The following is a 17353-nucleotide window of genomic DNA, read 5'->3' as shown; positions in this document are numbered from 1 at the left end:
TAATGCAAGGGTTAATTCGCCGAACAGGCGAATTATTTGCGATGGGCGCTGTCCAACAAACAGTAGAGGAGGTGCGTCATGGATCGGCTTGAGGTTCCAGGGGTGAGGTACGAAGACGATTTTTTGCTGTGGCTTGAGCAGCAGGTGAGTTTGCTGCGTGTCGGCCGGTTCGAACAACTCGATGTTGACAACATCACTGAAGAGCTTGAGGGAACGATGCGTAGCGAGCGCAGGGAGCTTGAAAACCGGCTTGAAGTGTTGATGACGCATCTGCTCAAGTGCCAGTTCCAGCCGCAGCGCAAGTCGCGCAGTTGGACCAGTACGCTTCGTACCCAGCGTACACGAATCAAGCGTCTGATTCGCGACAGTCCCAGTCTGCGCAATCAGGTATTACCGTTGGCGCAACAGGCCTATCGCCCGGCCATGGAGGCCGCCCATGAGCAGACCGGCCTGCCGCTGCCTACCTTTCCAGATGGGTTGCCATATACGGAGCAGCAATTGCTCGACAATGGCTTCGTGCCATAACACGACAGCGATAGCGGAGATATGTCATGGACCGGTTCATTACTCCACTTGTTGTACATGACGACGATTTTGCGCTTTGGATCGAGCAGCAAGTGAGTTTGTTGCGCGCGCGGCAGTTCGAGCGGCTTGATATCGACAATCTCGTAGGGGAGCTTGAGGGCATGACCGGCCGTGATCGCAGGGAGCTAAGCAGCCGCCTGAAGGTGGTGACGATTCACCTGCTTAAGTGCCAATATCAGCCCAAGCGCAAGTCAAGCAGCTGGCTCAATACGCTTGCCCACCAGCGTGACGAAATCGCGCAGTTGTTGCAAGACAGTCCCAGTCTTGTTCATGACATTCCCGCGCTTGCCAGGCGCCGCTATCGGCAAGCTGTACTGGCTGCGGCGCGAGAAACCCGCTTGCCTCCGAAGGCATTCCCATCCGAGCTGCCCTACAGCGCAGCCCAACTGCTGGACGACAATTTCGTGCCATGAGCGGCACCCAATCGCACAAGCCCCTCACAGCGACCTTGATTGTTGCTGCATTACACGCTATAATTGCCGGCTTTCCCTTCCCACACTCGTCTTGACGCCGAGGTGGGCATTTGTTTAAACGTCCCTAAGGAGTTATGCATGCGTCATTATGAAATCGTTTTTATCGTCCACCCGGACCAAAGCGAGCAAGTCCCGGCGATGATCGAACGCTACAAAGCCAGCGTAACCACGCGCGGCGGTTCGGTTCACCGTGTTGAAGACTGGGGCCGTCGTCAGATGGCTTACTCGATCCAGAAGCTGCCAAAAGCGCACTACATCTGCCTGAACATCGAATGCGACAACGAGACCCTCGTGGAACTCGAAACCGCGTTCAAATTCAATGATGCCGTGCTGCGTCACCTCACCGTTAAGATGAAGAAGGCTGAAACCGCGCCGTCGCCGATGATGAAATCGGTACAACGTGAAGACGCAGCCAAGAGCCACCGCACTGAAGCCCCTGCTCCTGCAGCCGCTCCAGCGCCAGCTCCAGCCGCAGCAGCGTAATTGTTGACCGGGATCCCTGAACCTGACTTGACCTCACCTCGGTGAATCAACTCCAGTTCGTAGCCCTGATTTGCGAGCGCGACGTATTGCGCTATACCCCGGCCGGCGTGCCCATCGTGACCGCCACCCTGATGCACAGTTCGCAGCAGATGGAAGCAGGGGTAGCCAGGTTGGTCGAATTCGACATCACCGCGCTTGCCGCGGGCGAGATTTCGGGACGATTCAGCCAGGCCGAATTGGGCGCCGTCCATCAGTTCACGGGATTTTTGGCCAAAAAGAACCGCAGCAGCAAAAGCCTGGTGTTTCACATCATTGATTTCTGTGCCGCCGCCTGACGCGTCAGCACATTTTTAGATACAGGAGCCTCAAATGGCATTCGGTAAAAAATTCGACAAGAACAAGCTCAAGCTTAAAGAAAAGCGCAAACAACAGAACCCACTGTTCAAGCGTAAGAAATTCTGCCGCTTCACCGCAGCAAACGTTGAACAGGTCGACTACAAAGACGTAGACACCCTGAAAGACTTCGTCCAGGAAAACGGCAAGATCATGCCAGCACGCCTGACCGGTACCAAGGCGCACTACCAGCGCCAGGTTGACACCGCAATCAAGCGCGCCCGCTACCTCGCGCTGCTGCCATACACCGATCTGCACCACGCTTAATCGCTGCGGATAAACTGGAGAAACTCTATGCAAATCATTCTGTTGGAAAAAGTTGTTAACGTCGGCAACCTGGGCGATGTTGTTAAAGTCAAAGACGGTTACGCACGTAACTTCCTGATCCCGCAACGCATGGCTCGCCGTGCTACCGCATCGGCCGTCGCTGAATTCGAAGTCAAGCGCGCCGAACTGGAAAAAGCAGCAGCTGCCAAGCTGGCCGCTTCCCAGGCTCAAGGCGACAAGCTGGGCGGCATGACCATCTCGATCGCTCAAAAAGCGGGTGTCGATGGCCGTCTGTTCGGTTCCGTGACCAACTTCGACATCGCTGAAGCGCTGACGAAAGCTGGTTTCGCTGTAGAAAAAGCGCAAGTACGCATGCCTACCGGCCCGCTGAAAACGACTGGCGACCACGCTGTTGCAGTCGCCCTGCACACCGACGTCGTTGTCGAGATCACCATCGCCGTTGTCGGCGAAGCTGCCTAAGTCATACTGCCTCATATAGTTGCCTTGCAAGCATCATGCTTGCATGACAACTACAAAAAAGCCGGGTCTTCCCGGCTTTTTTTACGCCCGAATCTCCCCAATTATGTCAGCCAGTTGACCCGAAGCAGGTATAATTCGCGCCATGAACGCACCATCCGATCCGCAGCTAGACGCCCTCCGCATCCCGCCCCATTCCATCGAAGCAGAACAATCTGTGATCGGTGGTTTGCTGCGCGATAACGCCGCGTTCGACCGCATTGCGGACATGATGCATGCGGACGACTTCTATCGCTACGATCACCGCATCATCTTCGAGCAGATCGTCAAGCTGATCAACCAGTCGAAACCGGCCGACGTGATCACCGTGTTCGAAGCGCTGACCAACATCGCCAAGGCCGAGGATGTGGGCGGCCTGCAGTACCTGAACGCGATGGCGCAGAACACACCGTCGGCGGCCAACATCCGGCGCTACGCCGAGATCGTGCGCGACCGCGGCGTGCTGCGCAAACTCATTACCGTGGCCGACGAAATTTCCGGCAATGCGTTCAACCCGCAGGGCAAGGAAGTCAAGCAGATGCTCGACGAAGCCGAGTCCAAGATCTTTGCCATCGCCGAACAGGGCGCGCGCGGCTCGCAAGGCTGGATCGCGGTGCAGCCGCTGCTCACCCAGGTGGTCGAGCGCATCGATGAACTGTACAGCCGCGACAACCAGAGCGAAATCACGGGCGTGCCGACCGGCTTCATCGACCTGGACCGCATGACATCCGGCCTGCAGCCGGGCGACCTGGTGATCGTGGCCGGCCGTCCATCGATGGGCAAGACCGCGTTCTCGGTCAACATCGGCGAGAACGTGGCGATCGAAGCGGGCCTGCCGGTCGCGATCTTCTCGATGGAGATGGGCGGCACCCAGCTGGCCATGCGTATGCTCGGTTCCGTCGGCCAGCTCGACCAGCACCGCCTGCGCACCGGCCGCCTGAACGACGAAGACTGGCCGCGCCTGACGCACGCGATCCAGAAAATGAACGACGCCCAGTTGTACATCGACGAGACCCCGGCCTTGAATCCGATCGAGCTGCGCGCGCGCTCGCGCCGCCTGTCGCGCCAGTGCGGCAAGCTTGGCCTGATCATCATCGACTACATCCAGCTCATGACGGGCAGCCAGCCGGGCGACAACCGCGCCTCGGAAATTTCCGAGATTTCGCGTAGCCTCAAGGGCCTGGCGAAAGAGCTGCACTGTCCCGTGATCGCCCTGTCGCAGTTGAACCGCTCGCTGGAGCAACGCCCCAACAAACGCCCCATCATGTCCGACTTGCGCGAATCTGGCGCTATCGAGCAGGATGCCGACGTCATCATCTTCCTGTATCGCGATGAGGTCTACAACCCGGATTCGCCCGACAAGGGCACCGCGGAGATCATCATCGGCAAGCAGCGTAACGGTCCGATCGGCTCGATACGACTGACCTGGATCGGCCAGTACACCAAGTTTGGTAACTACAGCGGTAACTTGGCCGTCTACCAGGGCGACTAAATCACGATGCCGCCGCCACGAGCGGCGGCCTTCCGCAGTATCAATGACGCTTTTACGCTTTAACGGAGAAACCATGTTTGGACGCCTGATGCCCACCGAGGGCAAATTTTTTGAGCTCTTCAACCAGCACGCCGCACTATGCGTGAAGGGCGCGCATGAAATGGTTGGCCTGATGACCAACTTCGACGACCTCGAAAACCGCGTCCACGCGATCGAAAGCATCGAAAAGCAAGCCGACAAGATCACCTACGCCACGGTCGACATGCTGCACAAGACCTTCATCACCCCGATCGACCGCGACGACATCCACAAGCTGATCACGCGCATGGACGACATCCTCGACCTGATGGAAGACGCGGCGCAGACGGTCTCGCTGTACGACCTGAAAGCGGTCACGCCGGAAGCGAAACGCCTGGCCGAACTGTGCCTGGCCTGCTGCCAGAAAGTCGAGCAAGCCGTCGGCCTGCTGCACAACATGGACAACTCGCAAAAGATCGTCGCCATCTGCGAAGAGATCGACCGCCTCGAATCGGACGCCGACCATGTCATGCGCGCCGCCATGTCGAAGCTGTTCCGCGACGAACCGGACGTGCGTAACCTCATCAAGCTCAAAGCGATCTACGAGATCCTGGAAACCGTCACCGACCGCTGCGAAGATGTTGCCAACATCATCGAAGGCATCATCGTCGAAAACGCGTAAGCGGGACGAGCATGGAACATATCCAAATCAGCATTTACGTGCTCGGCATGTTGATCGCCCTGGCGCTGCTGTTCGACTTCATGAACGGCTTCCACGATGCGGCCAACGCGATTGCGACCGTCGTCTCGACGGGCGTGCTCAAACCGCAGACCGCGGTGGCCATGGCGGCCGTCTTTAACTTCATCGCCATCGGCGTGGTCGGCGTGCACGTCGCCGCGACCCTGAGCAAGGGCACCATCGATCCCAAGGTGGTGGACCAGTACATCATCTTCGGGGCCCTGGTCGGAGCCATCATCTGGAACCTGATCACCTGGTACTACGGCATTCCTTCGTCGTCCTCGCACGCGCTGATCGGCGGCCTGGTTGGCGCGGCGGTGGCCAAGTCCGGCACCGGCGCCCTGATCGGCAGCGGCTTGCTCAAGACCGTCATCTTCATCGTGGTGGCGCCGCTGCTCGGGTTTGCGCTCGGTTCGATCATCATGCTGATCGTGGCCTGGGTCTTCGTCAAGTCGACGCCGCGCAAGGTCGACACCTGGTTCCGCCGCCTGCAGCTGCTGTCGGCGGCGGCGTACAGCCTTGGCCACGGCGGCAACGATGCGCAGAAAACCATGGGCATCATCTGGATGCTGCTCATCGCCAGCGGCTACTCCAGCGCGGCCGAGACCACGCCGCCAAGCTGGGTGATCATTTCGTGCTACGCGGCGATCAGCTTCGGCACCTTGTTCGGCGGCTGGCGCATCGTCAAGACCATGGGCCAGAAGATCACCAAGCTCAAACCGGTGGGCGGCTTCTGCGCCGAAACCGGCGGCGCGATCACCTTGATCGTGTCGAGCTACTTCGGCATTCCCGTCTCGACCACGCACACCATCACCGGCGCCATCGTCGGCGTGGGTTCGGCGCAAAAGATGTCGGCGGTGCGCTGGGGCGTGGCCGGCAATATCGTGTGGGCCTGGATTTTCACGATTCCGGCGTCGGCCTTCATGGCGGCGGTGGCATGGTGGGTCGGTACCCACATCATGTAAGCCTGGCACGCGCCTGACAAAAAAACCGCCGGTTGCGACCCGCGGTTTTTTTTCGTCGGGCCGATGGCGGCATCGCTAGCGGATGCACACCTGGCGCACCGTACGCAGGTCGGTGATGCCCATCAGGACCTTCTCGATGCCATCCATTTTCAGGGTCAGCATGCCGTCGTCCAGGGCGGCGGCGAGCACACTGGCGACCCGCGCACGCTCCTGCAGCAGGCGCTTGATGTTATCGGTGCCGATCATCAGCTCGTGCAGGCCGACCCGGCCCCGGTAGCCGCGGTTGCACTCGGCGCAGCCGCGCGCGCGGAACAAGGTGAATCGGCCGCCGCTGTCGGCATGGCGCGCGCGCCAGTCGTCCAGCACACCACTGCCGGCGGCACTGGCATGGGGCATCTCGGCGCAGTATTCGGCGAGCAGTTGCGCCATCGCGCCGTCGTCAGCGCGGTAGGGCTCCTTGCACGCGTTGCACAAGCGCCGTGCCAGGCGTTGCGCCAGTACCCCGAGCAGCGCGTCGGCGAAGTTGAACGGGTCCATGCCCATGTCGAGCAGGCGCACGATCGATTCGGGCGCGCTGTTGGTATGCAGGGTTGCCAGCACCAGATGCCCGGTCAGCGAGGCTTCGATGCCGATGCCGACGGTCTCGCGGTCGCGCATTTCGCCGACCATGATCACATCCGGGTCGGCCCGCAGGAAGGCCCGCATCACGGTGGCGAAGTCGAGCCCCGACTTGTGGTTGACCTGCACCTGGCGCAGCCCTTTCTGCGTGATTTCGACCGGGTCCTCGGCGGTCCAGATCTTGGTGTCGGGCGTGTTCAGGTGGGCCAGCAGGGAGTGCAGGGTGGTGGTCTTGCCCGAGCCGGTGGGCCCGCATACGAAGAACAGGCCGTGCGGCTTGTCGACCGCCGCGCGCAGGCGCGCCAGGTTGTGCGGCAGGATGCCCAACTGATCGAGTGCCATGGCGTCGCCGCGCGGGAGGATGCGCATCACGATGTCCTCCACGCCGCCGGCCGAGGGAATGGTGGCCACGCGCAGTTCGATGTCGAGCGGCCCGTATTTGCGGAACATGATCTTGCCGTCCTGCGGTTTGCGCCGCTCCGAGGTATCGAGGTCGCACATGATTTTTACGCGCGCGACCAGGGCGTTGCGGTAGCTGGCCGGGATGTCGATGTAGGGCAGCAGCGCGCCGTCCTTGCGAAAGCGGATCGCGGTGCGTCCATTGCCGGGCAGCGGCTCGATATGGATGTCGGACACGCCCTGGCGGCTGGCATCCATGATCACCTTGTTGACCAGCTTGACCAGTTCATTTTCCACCGCTTGCGAGACCGGCTGCACGCTGTCGCCATCGCTGTCGTCGTGCGCCATGCCGGACAGGACCTCGCGCAGGGAGCTGCCGTCGCTGCGCGCGGTGGTGCCGAAGAACTGGTCCAAGGTGTGCAGGAATTCGGTGCGCGTGGTCACGCACCACGTCAGCGTCGACTTGGGGAAGACCTGGTTGACGATGCGGCTGGCGCGCACCCGCTCCGGATCGAGCGCCAGTACCAGCAAGCCATCCTTGTCTTCGTCGAGCGGCAGCCACTGGTTTTCCTCGACATACTGGGCCTTGAGGTTCCTGAGCAAATACGCGGGCTTCGTGCGGCCGGGCAGGAACGGCTCGTACGGGACCTTGAAGAAGCGCGCCAGCGCCTGGCCGATGGCCTCGGGCGGCACCTGGCAATCGTTGACCAGCACCTCTTCGATGTCGAGCAGCCGGGCGTGCGCCGAATGGCGCGCGCGTTCGAGCTCGGCGGCGGACAGCAGGCCGTCCGTGACCAGCGCGTCGTACTTGGTAGGCAAGTGCATGGGGTTCCCGTCATCGCGGTCGGCGAAAACCATCAGCATGTAGATTTTTTGACAATGCGGGCTTGATCCCGCTCACGCGTGCGGACCGAACCGGCGCGGCGCTGCCGTGTCAGTTGGGCCCGAGCAAGTCGTGCGCGTCGAGGATGGCGTAGATGATTTCCGGATGGCGCTCGAGGCAGCGCCGGATGGCAGTCGGGACCGCCTGGCGGGTCTTGCGGCACAGGCCAGGCCGGTCGGCCAGCACGATGCTCAGGCCGCGCGCGCTGCGCACTTCATTGTTGCTGGGGGTGATGCGCAGCACCACGCCGAGCTGGCTGTTGAGGCGTTCGGCCAGTTTGTTCAGATCCTCGTAGCTGGCGATGTTGTCGATGTGGGCGAGCAGCTTCTTTTCTTCTTCGCGCGTCAGGCGCAGGATGCGCGTGTCGCTGTCAGCGTCGGCCAGCAGCGTGTCGCGCTGGCACACGCAGGCGCCTGGCGGACATTCTGTTCGGATCGGAAAGGGAAATGCCTGGAGCATCGTCATCAATCGCGGCAGCGGTGGGGCAGGGCGGAATCACAGGGTAGCGCCGCAGCGGTGGCGCTGTCAATCGCTGCAACCCTCCTTCATTGGATGGGTTCAAGGATTGACGGCCGGTACGTTCATGCGGTGTCCGAGCTCCGCATTCCCGTAGGTGCGCACCACCTCCGAAATGACCACGTGATAGCCATCGAGCCATCTGGCCTGGGCCGCCTTGGCTTGCAGATGCGCCGGGTGCTGCATCAGCGCCTGCAGCGCTTCCAGGCTCTCCCAGTAATACACGTTGGAGAACAAACCGGTCGCGCGATTTTCCCAGGCCTCTTCACCCAGATAACCGGGCAGCGCCTTGGCGGCGTCGGCGATCAGTTTATCGAGCTGATGAAATTCTTCGTCGAGATGCTTGGTGCCGAAAATGAAAGTAGAGGAGTACATGGCCTTGATGGTGGATGAGTGAATCGCGATTGTGCCACGTTGGCAACGATATTGCTGGCAGATCATAATTGCATGAGAGAATGCCGCGCATTATCGTGAAGGAATTGCCGTGAACTGGAAGCCGAACAAATGGATCGCCGCTGCGCTGAACATCTTTTTCTCCCCGCTCGGTTTTGTCTACGCTGGCGCGCCGCGCATGGGCGCGCTGGTGTTCGGCGGTGCCGTGCTGCTTTTGTGCGCCATGTTCTTCCTGCTGCCCGGACCGCGCGCCGCTACCGTCATGCTGGTTTTCCAGGTGGCGCTGGCGGCGGTGTGCATGACCGCCGCCTACCGGATTGCCGCACGCGCGCCGCTGCGTGCGGCGAGGCCCGCGTCCACGCGCTGGTACGTCCTGCTGGCGATCGCGTTGGCATATGTCGCGGTCGTCGTCGGCTTGCGCGCCTTCTTTTACGAGACCTTCCGCGTGCCGGCCACGTCGATGGCGCCGACCATTCAACTGGGCGCCAATCTGCTCGTGCAGAAATGGGGCTACGGGCATGTCAGCACTTTCGGAGTTCCCATCGCATCGAATCCGATTTCCGCGCCGATGACGCGGGGTGATCTGATCGTGTTCGATTTTCCGCGTGATCCGAGCCAGCAATTCATCAAGCGCCTGATAGGTCTGCCGGGCGACAAGGTGGCCTACCGCGACCGCCAGCTCTTCATCAACGGCGCCACCACGCGGGTGCGCGAGCTCGATGCGTATCTGGACCCCGAACAGTCGGTGGCCTACCAGCGCGTTGAAGAGCAAATCGGCACGCTGCGCTTTCAAACCCAACTGCGCACTGGCGATACGCGCGGCACCCACGAGCCAGACGATTTCGCGTTCAAGGAGAAGTGCGTCCATGACGCCATGGCGATGCAATGCGAGGTCCCGCCCGGCCACTACTTCGTCATGGGCGACAACCGCGATAACAGTTACGACAGCCGCTATTGGGGCTTTGTGCGCGCCGACCAGGTGGTCGGCAAGGTGGTGCGCATCATGCAGTAAGGCGCTGTCTTACTTGATGCACACCTGGCGCACCATCTTGATATCGGTGATCCCGGACAGCACCTTTTCGATGCCGTCCATTTTCAGGGTCATCATGCCGTCTTCCAGGGCCGCCGCGAGCAGGGCGGCCACGCGGCTGTGCTCCTGCAAGAGTTTTTTGACCTTGTCGGTGCCGATCATCAATTCATGCAGGCCAACCCGCCCGCGATAGCCCTTGTTGCACTCGGCGCAGCCGACCGCGCGGTACAAGGTGAATTGGCCGTCGGCGTTGGCATAACGCTGGCGCCAGCCGGCCAGCACTTGCGCGCGGCCCGCGTCCGGGTCGGCGATGAAGGCCTCGGTCGTGAGCAGCTCGGTGCAAAACTCGGTGAGCATCAGCTCCACCTCGGCCGCATCCGGATGGTAAGCCACCTTGCACGTTGAGCACAGGCGCTTGGCCAGGCGCTGCGCCAGGATGCCGAGCAGCGCGTCGGCAAAGTTGAACGGGTCCATGCCCATGTCGAGCAGGCGCACGATCGATTCCGGCGCGCTGTTGGTGTGCAGGGTCGCCAGCACCAGGTGGCCGGTGAGCGAGGCTTCGATGCCCATGCTGACGGTTTCCTTGTCGCGCATTTCGCCGACCATGATCACGTCCGGGTCGGCCCGCAGGAAGGCCCGCATCACGGTCGCAAAGTCGAGCCCCGCCTTGCGGTTCACCTGCACCTGGCGCAGCCCCTTTTGCGTGATTTCGACCGGGTCCTCGGCGGTCCAGATCTTGGTGTCCGGCGTATTGAGGTGGCTGAGCACCGAGTGCAGGGTGGTGGTCTTGCCCGAACCGGTCGGCCCGCATACGAAAAACAGGCCGTACGGCTTTTCGATGGCTGCGCGCAGGCGCTCCAGGTTAAACGGCAGCACGCCCAGCTTGTCGAGCGGGATCGGCTCGCCGGCGGCCAGGATGCGCATCACGATGTCTTCCACCCCGCCCGACGAGGGAATGGTCGCCACCCGCAGCTCGATGTCGAGCGGGCCGTATTTCTTGAACTTGATCTTGCCATCCTGCGGTTTGCGCCGCTCCGAAATATCGAGGTCGCACATGATCTTCACGCGGGCCACCAGCGCATTGCGGTAGCTGGCCGGGATTTCGATGTAGGGCACCAGCGAGCCATCCTTGCGAAAGCGGATGCCGGTCTTGCCCTTGCCCGGCAGTGGCTCGATGTGGATGTCCGACACGCCCTGGCGGTAGGCATCCGTGATCACCTTGTTGAGCAGCTTGACCAGTTCATTCTCGACGGCGGCCGAGACGTCGAGCGTGCCTTCGCCATCGATGTCGTCCTGGTCCATCCCGGACAGCAGTTCGCCCACCGAGCCGCCCTCGGCATCGATGGCGGCGCCGAAGAACTGTTCGGCGGTGCGCCGGAATTCCTCGCGCGTGGTCACGCGGTACACCACTTTCGCTTTGGGGAAGATCTGGTTGACGATCTTGCTGGTATGGATGCGCTCCGGGTCGAGCGCCATCACCACCAGGCCGTCGGCGTTTTCTTCGAGCGGCAGCCACTGGTTTTCTTCGACATACTGTGCCTTGAGGTTGCGCAGCAGCTCGCCCGGCTTGAGCCGGTCCGGCTTGTACGGCTCGTACGGCGTGCCGAAGAACTTCGCCAGCGATTCGCCGATCGCCTGCGCGCGCACCTGGAACTCCCTGATCAGCACTTCTTCGATATCGAGGTTCTTCTTGCGCGCCGAGCGCGTGGCCAGTTCCAGCTCGGGCGCCGACAGCACCGCCTCGTGTACCAGCCCCGCGTACTTGGTGAGCACCGTTTGCGGCGGCTTGAGGCGCTGGCTGAAGGCCACCGACAAGGTTTCGCACAGATCGCGCACGCCTTCCTCGCACACGCGCGAGAACGGCCCGCCCTTGCGGTTGTTGATGAACTGGATCACCCCGAGCAGTTCGTGCGACTGCACCGTCAGCAGCGGCGCCACCAGCATCTCGCGCGTGCGGTAGCCGGTGCGCTGGTCGACCCCGCTCTGGAAGTGCAGGCCCGGAGCGAGGCGCTGCAGTTCTTCCTCGTCGTAGGCGTCGCGGATGTTCAGGGGCTTGCGGCTCATGGCAACGAAGCCGGCGATGGAGCTCGGCGAAATCGACAGGCGCAGCTCGCGGAAGGTGGTCAGCCCGGTCTTGACCTTGGAGACGATATGGTCTTTTTCGGGCGTGACCGCGTACAGGGTGAAGCGGTCGCAGTCGAACAAGTCGCAAAAATCCATGCCCAGGTCGAGCATGATTTCATCGAGATTGGCGGTCGCGTGAATCTTGTTCGTGACCGCCTGCAGCCGCCGGGAAAAGTCCAGGCGCGCGCCCGTGTCTTCGTCGTGACCACCTTGCTTGCCGCTTGCCGCTTCGTTCATGGATGTTTTCGCTTTCGACAGGTGAGCCAGGTTCAGTTCAATGCGACTTCCAGGCCTTCGTAGGCCAGTACCACGTTCAGGCCGGTGGGCAGCGGTCCGTGGCGCAAGAGCGCATCGGCAAAGACGGCTTCGAGTTCGTCGTCGCCGCGGGTCGGTTCGTGATGAGTGCAGTACAGGGTGCGCGCACCCACCCGCACCGCGCTGGCGATGGCCGCGTCGAAGGTGCCGTGCCCCCAGCCGCGCTTGGACGGGTATTCGCCCTGCGTGTACGAGCAGTCGTAGATGAGCGCATCGACGCCCTGCATGGCGCGGTCGATGTCGCGCTGGCGCCGTTCCATCTCCAGCTGCCAGGGCGCATGGCGCGTGTCGTTCTGCGCATACAGGTTGTAGAAGGGTTCATGGTCGCCAGTGAAAAACAGGGACTTGCCGTTGCAGCTGATGCGGTAGCCCAGGTTGGTCACCGGGTGGTTCATGACCACGTTGTCGACCACCGCGTCGCCCACCGCGACGGCCACGCCGACGTCGAGGGTGTGGTATTCGATGGTGGCCGCCATCTGCGCTTCGCCAACGGGAAAATAACTGTTCTGCAGCTGCACGCCCATGATGTGTTCGATGCCCTGGCCGGTCGCTTCGTCGCGCGCGCCGTGCAGGCGCACCCGGCTGGTGGGGATGAACAGCGGCGTGAAGAAGGGCAGGCCGTGGATGTGGTCCCAGTGGCTGTGGGTGATGAAAATGTTCGCGTTGACCGGCAGGCGCGTGAGCAGGTCCTGGGCCAGCGCGAAAATGCCGGTGCCGCCGTCGAGGATGATCAGGGTGCCGTCGTCGGTGCCCACTTCGATGCAGGTGGTGTTGCCGCCATAACGGGCGGTGCGCGCTCCCGGCGAAGGAATCGAGCCGCGCACGCCCCAGAACCGCAATTTCATGTCGTCACTCTCATGGCCGAAATCGTCGATGTTGCAATTACGGTCGATCATAGCGGTTTTGCCTGCGCGTGGCTGCACAATTTATCCGTGGAGTCGGCCGCGCCCGCTTTCGTGCCGTTTTGCCCACGCTTTTCGCGTGCCCGTGTACAGGGCGGGCGCGCGGCGCTACACTCGACCGAATTACCATGAAGTAATGGACGGGTAGATCGCCATGCACGCTTCCGACCGATGACAAAGCGCACGCGCATGCTGCGTAAATACGGCCCGCGCTGGGTGCTCGGGCTGGCCCTGACCGTGGCGGCGGCGCTGTCCACGCTCGGCTTTTTTCACAGCGATTCGATCGAGCGCATGGACGGTTTCGTGGCCGGCCTGCGCATGCGCATCGAGGCGCCCGTGATGGATGCGCGCGTGGTGATCGTCGATATCGATGAAAAGAGCCTGGCGGCGATCGGGCGCTTTCCGTGGAGCCGCGATACCCAGGCCAGGCTGGTGACCCAGCTCACGCGCCATTACGGGGCCGGCGCGGTCGGCTTCGACATTTCCTTTCCCGAGCCGGATACCTCGTCCGGCTACGCCGTGCTCGAACGCTTGGCTAACGATGAACTGGCCGGGGTGGCGGGCCTGAAGGAGCAGCTGGCGGGCCTGAAAGCGGGCATGGATTACGACGGCTTGCTGGCCGACGCGCTGCGCGGCCAGAACGTGGTGCTCGGTTATAACGTGTCGGACAAGCTGCGCAAGGGCGTGCTGCCGCCCCCCGCGTTCACCGTGGAGAGCCTGAACGGACGCGAACTGCTGGCCTACACCTCCAGCGGCTACGAGGCCAATATCGCGCGCCTGCAGCAGGCCGCCGCCGGCGCCGGCATCTTTACCGCGTCGACCGATGCCGATGGCGTGATCCGCTCCTCGATCATGTTGCAGCGCATCGGCGACGCCTATTACCCCTCGCTGTCGCTGGCCACGGCCGCCGTGTATCTCAAGGCGCGCGCCATCGCGCCGTATTTCGACACCACCGTGGAGCAACTGTCGGACGCCGAAAAAGACAGCGGCGGCGCCGCCTTCATCTCACTGTTCCTGCCGCGCGGCCAGCTGCGCATTCCGGTGGGCGAGGGCTTGACCACCTACATCCAGTTTCGTGGCCGGGGCGGGCCGGGCGGCGGCGCATTCCGCTACGTGTCGGCGGTCGACGTGCTCACCGGCGCGGTGCCGGCCGCGCAGTTGAAAGGTGCGCTGGTGCTGGTCGGCTCCACCGCGCCCGGCATCAACGACTTGCGCGTCACCCCGGTCAATCCCGAGTATCCGGGGGTGGAGGTGCACGCCAACCTGCTCAAGTCGATCCTCGACAACGACTTCAAGGCGCGTCCGGCCGAGGCCTATCTGTTCGAGTGCCTGCAAGTGCTGGTCCTGGGCCTGGTGCTGGCCCTGGTCCCGGCGCTGCTCACGCCCGTGCGCGCCGTGCTGCTGACGATGGCGGCGCTGGCGGCGGCCATCGGCATCAATTTCTACCTGTATTATGAGTCCGACATGGTGCTCAACGCCGCCGTGCCGGTGTTGCTGATCGGGGCGCTGTTCGTGCTCAATCTGGGCTTCGGCTACTTTGTCGAAGTGCGCAAGAGCCAGGCGCTGGTGTCGCGCTTTCGCGAGTACGTCGCGCCCGAACTGGTGGCCGAAATGGCCGACAATCCCGAGCAGTACACCATGGATGGCGAGAGCCGCGAACTGACCGTGCTGTTCATCGACGTGCGCGGCTTTACCACCATCTCGGAGCAGCTCACGCCCAAGGCGCTGCGCGAGTACATCAATCTGTACCTGACGGCCATGTCGGAAGATATCCGCGACAGCCACTGCGGCACCCTCGACAAGTACATCGGCGACGCCGTCATGGCCTTCTGGGGCGCGCCGGTGGCCTTTGCCGACCATGCCCGGCGCGCGGTCGCCACGGCGCTCCTGATGCAGGCCGGCGCCGCCCGCCTCGATCTTGAATTCCAGGCGCGCGGCTGGCCGCCCCTGAAGGTCGGCATCGGCATCAACAGCGGCTTGATGCACGTGGGCGACATGGGGTCGAAAATCCGCCGCGCGTACACGGTCATGGGCGACGCCGTCAACCTCGGCGCGCGCCTGGAAGGCATCACCAAGGTGTACGGCGTGGGTATCGCGGCCGGGGAGGCAACGCGCCACGCGGCGCCCGACTTCGCATGGCGCGAACTGGACCTGGTGCGGGTCAAGGGCAAGCACGAACCGGTCGCCATCTTCGAGCCGCTCGGGCCGGCGGATTCGCTGGACGAGGCAGGCGCGGCGCGCCTGGTCAGCTGGCACGCCGCCCTGGCGCTGGTGCGCGCCCAGCAGTGGGATCCGGCCGAGGTGATCCTCGGCCAGCTGTCAGATGACGAGCCCGGCTGCGCCCTGTACCGGCTCTACCTCGACCGCATCGCGATTTACCGCGCCGACCCGCCGGCCCCAGGCTGGGATGGCGTTACCACTTTCGACACGAAATAGCGCGCCGGGTGTGATCGTTTTGGCCTGCATTTGTCATTCTCTTAACGCCGCCTGACTCCGCCATACAACGCTTCGCAGAAAACCGCCGGATCGGGCAGGAATTTCTCACTCGCGCGGAGCAGCGCGATTACACTCGGCAGACAAGTGCAAGTTTTGTTGCCACCGCTTTCCTCCGGGGTTGATCAATGCCAACGATAAAAACACACCGTAGAGCTCATCCATGAAACGACCTTTTGCGCGCCTCGCCGCCGGCGCCTTGCTGGCCGCCGCCGTGGGCGCGGCTTGGGCGATCGAGCCCGCCGCGACCGATCCCATCCGCTTCGATATCAGCCGCTTCGACGTGAACGGCAATACCTTGCTCGCCCCCTCGGAGATCGATGCCGCGCTGCAACCGTTCGCCGGCAGCGGACGCGATTTCGGCGACGTCCAGCGCGCGCTCGAAGCGCTCGAAGCGCTGTACCACGCGCGCGGCTACCAGGTGGTCACGGTGCGCCTGCCCGAGCAGGAACTCAACCGTGGGGTGGTGCGCCTGGACGTGGTCCAAACCAAGATCGGCCGCATTCTGGTCAGCGGCAACAAGGTGGTCGACGAAGCCAATGTGCGGCGCGCACTGCCGGCCTTGCAGCCGGGCCGCACGCCCAACCTGGACCGGGTTTCGGCCAACCTGCGCATGGCCAACGATAACCCGGCCCGCAAGATCAGCCTGAACCTGCAGAACGGCGCCGCCGACGACGAACTCGATGCCCGCCTGGCGGTCGTCGATGACAAGCCGTGGACCGCCATGCTCAACGTCGACAATACCGGCACCGGGCAAACCGGCAAGACCCATGCCGGCGTGGTTTTGCAGCACGCCAACCTGTGGGGACGTGACCACGTGGGCAGCCTGCAATACACCACCACGGTCGAGGAGCCGGGCAAGGTCAGCGTGTACGGCGCGGGCTACCACATTCCGTTTTACGAGCTGGGCGATTCGCTCGACCTGTACGCCAGCTATTCGGACATCGATTCGGGCGCGGTCACGGCCGGCATCTTCAACCTGGCCGTCAGCGGCAAGGGGACGGTGGTGGGCGCGCGCTACAACCAGACCCTGGCGCGGCGCGGCGGCCTCGATCCGCGCCTGGTGTACGGCTTCGACCACAAGGCCTACAAGAACAGCGTGCTGCTGGCGGGGCAGAATTTCGGCAATGACATCACGGTCCATCCGCTCAGCGTGACGTATCTGGCCAGCACGCCGCTGATGGGCGGCGAAGTCAATTTCTCGGTCGGACTGGTGCAGAACCTGCCCGGCGGCAGCCGTGGCGGCAGCGCCGATTTCGCGCGCACCCGCGCCGGCGCCAAGGCTGGCTACACGATGGCGCGCTTTGCGGCCGGCTTGAACCGGGCCTTTGGCGCCGACTGGCAACTGCGCGCGCTGCTCAATGGCCAGATCACGGGCGACGCGCTGGTGCCGGGCGAGCAGTTCGGCGCTGGCGGGGCGTCCTCGGTGCGCGGGTTCGACGAGCGCGCCGTCTCCACCGATTCGGGCTTGCTGGCCAACCTGGAAGTCTACAGCCCCAATGTGTGCGCCGCGCGCCAGCAATGGCAGTGCCGCGTGCTGGGCTTTGTCGACGCCGCCCACGGCCGCCGCAACGAGGCGCTGCCGGGCGAAGCGGCGCGCGCCACCGTATCGAGCGTGGGCCTGGGCTGGCGTTTTTCGATGGGCAGTTCGCTCAACATGCAGATCGATTACGGCCATGTGCTGCGCCGCGATGCCGGCGTGGGCGACAACAATAAAGTGCATGTGCGCGTAGGCCTGGCCTATTAAAG

At 63.0% G+C, this 17353-nt stretch carries 17 protein-coding genes; 12 read left to right on the top strand and 5 right to left on the bottom strand.

Translation table 11 applies throughout. The features are described 5' to 3' along the window. Window positions 1-78 precede the first annotated feature (78 nt). The 9 genes from IV454_RS31980 to IV454_RS31940 all read left to right on the top strand — a co-directional run bounded on the left by IV454_RS31980 (window position 79) and on the right by IV454_RS31940 (window position 5931). Entirely contained in the window at window positions 79-525 is a 447-nt protein-coding gene (locus tag IV454_RS31980) for a DUF29 domain-containing protein (RefSeq protein WP_206089571.1), read from the top strand. Between the two features lie 26 nt (window positions 526-551). Beyond that, window positions 552-998 carry a DUF29 domain-containing protein gene (locus IV454_RS31975; protein WP_206089570.1) on the top strand — a complete coding sequence of 149 codons (447 nt, stop codon included), beginning with the start codon at window positions 552-554 and terminating at the stop codon, window positions 996-998. Window positions 999-1136: 138 nt separating this feature from the next. Next, window positions 1137-1541, top strand: coding sequence for a 30S ribosomal protein S6 (gene rpsF / locus IV454_RS31970; RefSeq protein ID WP_054263949.1), 405 nt, complete (start codon window positions 1137-1139; stop codon window positions 1539-1541). A 41-nt stretch (window positions 1542-1582) separates the two neighbouring features. Beyond that, complete coding sequence (priB, locus tag IV454_RS31965; protein WP_167088443.1) at window positions 1583-1876, top strand: primosomal replication protein N; 294 nt, start codon at window positions 1583-1585, stop codon at window positions 1874-1876. A 34-nt stretch (window positions 1877-1910) separates the two neighbouring features. Continuing rightward, window positions 1911-2201, top strand: a complete 291-nt coding sequence (gene rpsR, locus IV454_RS31960; protein ID WP_008450941.1) for a 30S ribosomal protein S18 — start codon at window positions 1911-1913, stop codon at window positions 2199-2201. 27 nt (window positions 2202-2228) lie between these two features. Next, window positions 2229-2681 (top strand): 50S ribosomal protein L9, encoded by a 453-nt coding sequence (gene rplI, locus IV454_RS31955; RefSeq protein WP_206089569.1) that lies wholly within the window; start codon window positions 2229-2231, stop codon window positions 2679-2681. 142 nt (window positions 2682-2823) lie between these two features. After that, window positions 2824-4209: a replicative DNA helicase gene (locus tag IV454_RS31950; protein WP_054263946.1), complete on the top strand. Its 1386-nt coding sequence runs from the start codon at window positions 2824-2826 to the stop codon at window positions 4207-4209. 73 nt (window positions 4210-4282) lie between these two features. After that, complete coding sequence (locus tag IV454_RS31945) at window positions 4283-4909, top strand: DUF47 domain-containing protein (protein WP_054263945.1); 627 nt, start codon at window positions 4283-4285, stop codon at window positions 4907-4909. 11 nt (window positions 4910-4920) lie between these two features. Then, window positions 4921-5931, top strand: a complete 1011-nt coding sequence (locus tag IV454_RS31940) for an inorganic phosphate transporter (RefSeq protein ID WP_206089568.1) — start codon at window positions 4921-4923, stop codon at window positions 5929-5931. A 75-nt stretch (window positions 5932-6006) separates the two neighbouring features. Here IV454_RS31940 and IV454_RS31935 read toward each other — a convergent pair whose 3' ends face one another. The 3 genes from IV454_RS31935 to IV454_RS31925 form a co-directional block, all read right to left on the bottom strand. Further along, window positions 6007-7773, bottom strand: coding sequence for a GspE/PulE family protein (locus IV454_RS31935; RefSeq protein ID WP_229521966.1), 1767 nt, complete (start codon window positions 7771-7773; stop codon window positions 6007-6009). A gap of 109 nt (window positions 7774-7882) precedes the next feature. Next, window positions 7883-8290 (bottom strand): hypothetical protein, encoded by a 408-nt coding sequence (locus tag IV454_RS31930; protein WP_206092932.1) that lies wholly within the window; start codon window positions 8288-8290, stop codon window positions 7883-7885. Window positions 8291-8389: 99 nt separating this feature from the next. Continuing rightward, window positions 8390-8722, bottom strand: coding sequence for an antibiotic biosynthesis monooxygenase family protein (locus tag IV454_RS31925; protein ID WP_206089566.1), 333 nt, complete (start codon window positions 8720-8722; stop codon window positions 8390-8392). A 109-nt stretch (window positions 8723-8831) separates the two neighbouring features. Between IV454_RS31925 and lepB the strand changes: the two genes are divergently transcribed. Beyond that, window positions 8832-9752 (top strand): signal peptidase I, encoded by a 921-nt coding sequence (gene lepB, locus IV454_RS31920; protein WP_206089565.1) that lies wholly within the window; start codon window positions 8832-8834, stop codon window positions 9750-9752. Between the two features lie 9 nt (window positions 9753-9761). Here lepB and IV454_RS31915 read toward each other — a convergent pair whose 3' ends face one another. Next, a complete protein-coding gene (locus IV454_RS31915; RefSeq protein ID WP_206089564.1) occupies window positions 9762-12131 on the bottom strand; it encodes a GspE/PulE family protein in 2370 nt (789 codons plus the stop codon). Between the two features lie 32 nt (window positions 12132-12163). Then, window positions 12164-13054: an MBL fold metallo-hydrolase gene (locus tag IV454_RS31910; RefSeq protein WP_206089563.1), complete on the bottom strand. Its 891-nt coding sequence runs from the start codon at window positions 13052-13054 to the stop codon at window positions 12164-12166. Between the two features lie 228 nt (window positions 13055-13282). Between IV454_RS31910 and IV454_RS31905 the strand changes: the two genes are divergently transcribed. Together IV454_RS31905 and IV454_RS31900 are read left to right on the top strand one after the other, a co-directional pair. After that, a complete protein-coding gene (locus tag IV454_RS31905) occupies window positions 13283-15547 on the top strand; it encodes a CHASE2 domain-containing protein (protein ID WP_206089562.1) in 2265 nt (754 codons plus the stop codon). 220 nt (window positions 15548-15767) lie between these two features. Continuing rightward, on the top strand, window positions 15768-17351 hold the full coding sequence (locus IV454_RS31900; RefSeq protein WP_206089561.1) for a ShlB/FhaC/HecB family hemolysin secretion/activation protein: 1584 nt from the start codon (window positions 15768-15770) through the stop codon (window positions 17349-17351). Window positions 17352-17353: the final 2 nt, after the last annotated feature.

This window comes from Massilia antarctica (assembly GCF_015689335.1).
GTDB lineage: Bacteria > Pseudomonadota > Gammaproteobacteria > Burkholderiales > Burkholderiaceae_D > Telluria_A > Telluria_A antarctica.
The sequence above is the reverse complement of the archived record's forward strand: the minus strand, read 5'-3'. Positions and strand labels throughout refer to the sequence as shown.

What these genes read in the sequence shown, in the direction of transcription:
- IV454_RS31975 (WP_206089570.1), top strand. Translation starts at nt 552, where the DNA reads ATGGACCGGTTCATTACTCCACTTGTTGTACATGACGACGATTTTGCG.
- IV454_RS31900 (WP_206089561.1), top strand. Translation starts at nt 15,768, where the DNA reads ATGAAACGACCTTTTGCGCGCCTCGCCGCCGGCGCCTTGCTGGCCGCC.
- IV454_RS31945 (WP_054263945.1), top strand. Translation starts at nt 4,283, where the DNA reads ATGTTTGGACGCCTGATGCCCACCGAGGGCAAATTTTTTGAGCTCTTC.
- IV454_RS31950 (WP_054263946.1), top strand. Translation starts at nt 2,824, where the DNA reads ATGAACGCACCATCCGATCCGCAGCTAGACGCCCTCCGCATCCCGCCC.
- IV454_RS31905 (WP_206089562.1), top strand. Translation starts at nt 13,283, where the DNA reads ATGACAAAGCGCACGCGCATGCTGCGTAAATACGGCCCGCGCTGGGTG.
- IV454_RS31935 (WP_229521966.1), bottom strand. Translation starts at nt 7,773, where the DNA reads ATGCACTTGCCTACCAAGTACGACGCGCTGGTCACGGACGGCCTGCTG.
- IV454_RS31915 (WP_206089564.1), bottom strand. Translation starts at nt 12,131, where the DNA reads ATGAACGAAGCGGCAAGCGGCAAGCAAGGTGGTCACGACGAAGACACG.
- IV454_RS31980 (WP_206089571.1), top strand. Translation starts at nt 79, where the DNA reads ATGGATCGGCTTGAGGTTCCAGGGGTGAGGTACGAAGACGATTTTTTG.
- IV454_RS31940 (WP_206089568.1), top strand. Translation starts at nt 4,921, where the DNA reads ATGGAACATATCCAAATCAGCATTTACGTGCTCGGCATGTTGATCGCC.
- rpsR (WP_008450941.1), top strand. Translation starts at nt 1,911, where the DNA reads ATGGCATTCGGTAAAAAATTCGACAAGAACAAGCTCAAGCTTAAAGAA.
- IV454_RS31910 (WP_206089563.1), bottom strand. Translation starts at nt 13,054, where the DNA reads ATGAAATTGCGGTTCTGGGGCGTGCGCGGCTCGATTCCTTCGCCGGGA.
- IV454_RS31930 (WP_206092932.1), bottom strand. Translation starts at nt 8,290, where the DNA reads ATGCTCCAGGCATTTCCCTTTCCGATCCGAACAGAATGTCCGCCAGGC.
- rpsF (WP_054263949.1), top strand. Translation starts at nt 1,137, where the DNA reads ATGCGTCATTATGAAATCGTTTTTATCGTCCACCCGGACCAAAGCGAG.
- rplI (WP_206089569.1), top strand. Translation starts at nt 2,229, where the DNA reads ATGCAAATCATTCTGTTGGAAAAAGTTGTTAACGTCGGCAACCTGGGC.
- IV454_RS31925 (WP_206089566.1), bottom strand. Translation starts at nt 8,722, where the DNA reads ATGTACTCCTCTACTTTCATTTTCGGCACCAAGCATCTCGACGAAGAA.